This window comes from Pseudomonas sp., assembly GCF_049590575.1.
Taxonomy (GTDB): domain Bacteria; phylum Pseudomonadota; class Gammaproteobacteria; order Pseudomonadales; family Pseudomonadaceae; genus Aquipseudomonas.
Genome location: NZ_JBAWDE010000289.1, coordinates 1 through 3707 on the forward strand (window position 1 = coordinate 1; position 3707 = coordinate 3707).

General features: G+C 64.4%; 4 protein-coding genes and 1 pseudogene. 3 read left to right on the forward strand and 2 right to left on the reverse strand.

The genetic code is table 11. The features are described 5' to 3' along the window. From WBR57_RS20355 to WBR57_RS20365, 3 genes are all read left to right on the forward strand, one after another. On the forward strand, positions 1 to 817 hold an 817-nt coding region (locus tag WBR57_RS20355), incomplete at its 5' end, for a Gfo/Idh/MocA family oxidoreductase (RefSeq protein WP_424086019.1). Then, a complete protein-coding gene (locus WBR57_RS20360) occupies positions 814 to 1593 on the forward strand; it encodes a TIM barrel protein (RefSeq protein WP_424086021.1) in 780 nt (259 codons plus the stop codon). The genes WBR57_RS20355 and WBR57_RS20360, both read left to right, overlap by 4 nt. Before the next feature lie 19 nt (positions 1594 to 1612). Next, entirely contained in the window at positions 1613 to 2539 is a 927-nt protein-coding gene (locus tag WBR57_RS20365) for a sugar ABC transporter substrate-binding protein (RefSeq protein WP_424086023.1), read from the forward strand. Positions 2540 to 2601: 62 nt separating this feature from the next. Here WBR57_RS20365 and yghU read toward each other — a convergent pair whose 3' ends face one another. Together yghU and WBR57_RS20375 are read right to left on the reverse strand one after the other, a co-directional pair. Next, entirely contained in the window at positions 2602 to 3432 is an 831-nt protein-coding gene (gene yghU / locus WBR57_RS20370; protein WP_424086025.1) for a glutathione-dependent disulfide-bond oxidoreductase, read from the reverse strand. 44 nt (positions 3433 to 3476) lie between these two features. After that, positions 3477 to 3707, reverse strand: a pseudogene (locus WBR57_RS20375) (MFS transporter); the annotation flags it as partial.

The window sequence follows — 3707 nt, forward strand, 5'->3', positions numbered from 1 at the left end:
TATCGACGGCGTACTGATCGCCGCCCCCGCGCGCAGCCACGCCGAACTGGTGATCAGCGCCGCCCGCGCCGGCAAGGGGATCTTCTGCGAAAAACCCATGGCCATCACCCTGGATGAAGCCGACCGCGCCATTGCGGCCGCCGCCGATGCGCGCGTGCCGCTGCAGGTCGGTTTCAACCGGCGCTTCGCCAAGGGCTTTCGCAGCGCCCACCTCGACGTGGTCGCCGGCCGCATCGGCACCCCGCAGCTGCTGCGCTCGCTGACCCGCGACCCGGCGCTGAACAACCCGGCCAACTCGCCGCAGTGGGTGATCTTCCTCGAAACCCTGATCCACGACTTCGACACCCTGCGCTACCTCAACCCCGGCGCCGAGGCCGTACAGGTGCATGTGATGGCCGACGCGCTGATCGCCCCGGAATACAAAAGCAAAGGCTTCCTCGACACCGCGGTGGTCACGATCCGCTTCGACAACGGCGCCATCGCCACCGCCGAAGCCAACTTCCAGGCCGTTTATGGCTACGACGTGCGCGGTGAAGTATTCGGCAGCGCAGGCATGCTGAGCATGGGCAGCCTCAACGACTCCGACCTGGTGCGCTACCTGGCCCAGGGCATCCAGGCCGACACCCAACGGCTGGACACCGACCTGCTGCGCGACGCCTACATCGCCGAGCTCAACCACTTTGTCGACTGCCTGCGCACCGGCGCCAAGCCGCTGGCCAGCGGTGAAGACGCGCGCGCCGCCCTGGCGATTGCCCGTGCGTGTATCGAGTCGTTCGAAACCGGCAAGGCCGTAGCCGTGCAGGGAGCCCGCCGATGAGCCCGTTCAAGCTGGCGATCAGTGCCGAGATGGTGTTTCTCGACCTGCCGTTTATCGAGCGCGTAAAGCGCATCCATGCCTTGGGTTTCAGCGCCGAAATCTGGAGCTGGACCGACAAGGACATCAACGCCTTGGCCGCGACAGGCGCCGACTTCACCTCCATGACCGGCTATATCAGCGGCACCCTCACCGACCCCGACGGCATCCGGCAATTACTCGACAGCGCGCGCGAATCCCTGGGCGTGGCCGAACGCCTGAACTGCCCCAGCCTCAACCTGCACGGCACCGGCCTGGGTGACGGCGGCCTGCCAGTGCAGCCGGTGAGCCAGACCACCGGACGTATGTGGCTGAGCGCGTGCAAGACCCTGGAAAAAATCGCCCGCCTGGGCGAAGACGCCGGCCGTGTGTTCCTGCTGGAAAACCTCAACACCGAGGTTGACCACCCCGGCGTGCCGTTCGCCCGCGCCGAGGACACCCTGGCGCTGATCGAGGCCGTGGGCAGCCCCCATTTGAAGATGAACCTGGACCTGTACCACGCGCAGATCGGCGAAGGAAACCTGATCGAATTGATCCAGCGCGCCGGCAGCGCCATCGGTGAAATCCAGGTGGCCGACGTGCCGGGGCGCAAGGAGCCCGGCACCGGCGAAATCCACTACCCGGCCATTGCCCGGGCCCTGCATGCCATGGGCTACAGCGGCGTGGTCGGCCTGGAAGGCTGGGCCAGCGGCGACAGCGAGCTGGCCCTGGAGCGCTTCCGCCAGGCCTTCACCCTATAACAATAAAAGGAACACCCTTATGAAACGCCACTCATTGATTGCCGCCGTTTTTTTACTGCTGTTCAGCCAATTTACCTTCGCCGCATACCGCATCGGCGTGAGCATCGCGCGGGTCGACGATAACTTCATGACCTACGTGCGCACCGGCCTCGAAGCCGCCGCCAAGCAGCAGGATGTGCAGATCCAGTTCGAAGACGCCCAGGGCGATGTGGTGCGCCAGCTGAACCAGGTCGAAGGCTTTCTCAACCAGAAGGTTGACGCGGTGATCGTGCTGCCGGTGGACACTGCCGCCACCGCCAACATGACCCGCGCCGCCGTGGCCGCCAAGACGCCGCTGGTGTACGTCAACCGCCACCCCGACCAGCGCTCCCTGCCCAAGGGCGTGGTCACCGTGGCCTCCAACGATATCGAGGCCGGGCAATTGCAGATGCGCTACCTCGCGGAAAAACTCGGCGGCAAAGGCCAAGTGGCGATCATCATGGGCGACCTCGCGCAGAACGCCACCCATGACCGCACCGAGGGCGTCAAGCAGGTGCTCAAGGACTTTCCCGGAATCAAGCTCGTCGAGCAGCAAAGCGCCGAATGGCAACGCAGCAAGGGCATGGACCTGACGAGCAACTGGCTGCTGGCGGGCACGCAGTTCGATGCCATCGTGGCCAATAACGATGAAATGGCGATTGGCGCGGCCATGGCGTTGCAGCAGGCGGGCAAGGCCAAGGGTGAGATTGCGATTGTCGGTATCGATGGTTTGCCGGATGGCCTGGCGGCGATCAAGCGCGGGATGCTGACGGCGTCGGTGTTTCAGGACCCCAAGGCCCAGGCGACTCAGGCCGTGCAGGCGGCGATCAAGATGATCAAGGGCGAGCCGATTGAGTCCGAGGTGTGGGTGCCGTTCGAGCTCATTAAGCCCGAACAGGTGGCGGTGTTCGAACAGCGTTACCAATAAAACAGGAAACACCTGTCCAAATGTGGGAGGGGGCTTGCCCCCCTCCCACACTGGGATCTCAATCAGTCCAGGTCGCTTGCGTCATGGCGCTCGGGCAACTGTTCCTCGCCCGAGACCCGATTTACCCGCCGCCCGCGCTGTACCGCCGGCCGCGCTTCAATCGCCTCCGCCCAACGCAGCACATGCGTGTACTCATGCACCGACAGAAACTCCGCCGACGCCCCGTACAACCGGCCTTTGACCAAACCGCCATACCAAGGCCAGATGGCGATATCGGCGATGGTGTACTCATCCCCGGCAATGTATTCACTCACCGCCAGGCGCTTGTCCAGCACATCCAGCTGCCGCTTGGTTTCCATGGCGAACCGATTGATCGCGTACTCCATCTTGCTCGGCGCATAGGCATAAAAATGCCCGAAACCACCGCCCAGGTACGGCGCGCTGCCCATCTGCCAGAACAGCCACGACAGGCATTCGGCACGGGCCGCAGGCTCAGTCGGGAAGAATGCGCCGAACTTCTCCGCCAGGTACTGCAGGATCGCGCCCGACTCGAATACCCGGATCGGCGTGGCGCCACTGTGGTCCATCAACGCAGGGATCTTGGAGTTCGGGTTGACCCCCACAAAGCCGCTACCGAACTGGTCACCGTCGCCGATCTTGATCAGCCAGGCATCGTATTCCGCGCCGCTGTGCCCCAGGGCCAGCAGCTCTTCCAGCAGGATGGTGACCTTCTGCCCGTTCGGCGTAGCCAGCGAGTACAGCTGCAAGGGATGCTTGCCGACCGGCAGTTCCTTGTCGTGGGTCGCGCCGGCAATCGGCCGGTTGATGCTGGCGAAAGTGCCGCCACTTTCGGTGTCCCAGGTCCAGACTTTCGGGGGTACATACTCGGTCATGCTTACGGCTCCAGAGGCGTTTGCGATCAGCGAAGCGCTTGAGACTAAACCAAAGACGGGTGATGCGTCACACTCCCCGCCGCAGCGTGCCGGGGCACCTGCACGCGCAGCGCGATCAACAGTGCCGCCAGCAACAGCAAGCAACCCGCGCCCAGAAACACCCCGTCGATGCCGGTGGCACTGAACATCGCGCCGCCGCCCGCCGCACCTGCGGCGATGGCCGATTGCACCGAAGCGACCACCATGCCACCGGCACTTTCGGCCTGATCCGGCAC

What these genes read in the sequence shown, in the direction of transcription:
- yghU (WP_424086025.1), bottom strand. Translation starts at nt 3,432, where the DNA reads ATGACCGAGTATGTACCCCCGAAAGTCTGGACCTGGGACACCGAAAGT.
- WBR57_RS20360 (WP_424086021.1), top strand. Translation starts at nt 814, where the DNA reads ATGAGCCCGTTCAAGCTGGCGATCAGTGCCGAGATGGTGTTTCTCGAC.
- WBR57_RS20365 (WP_424086023.1), top strand. Translation starts at nt 1,613, where the DNA reads ATGAAACGCCACTCATTGATTGCCGCCGTTTTTTTACTGCTGTTCAGC.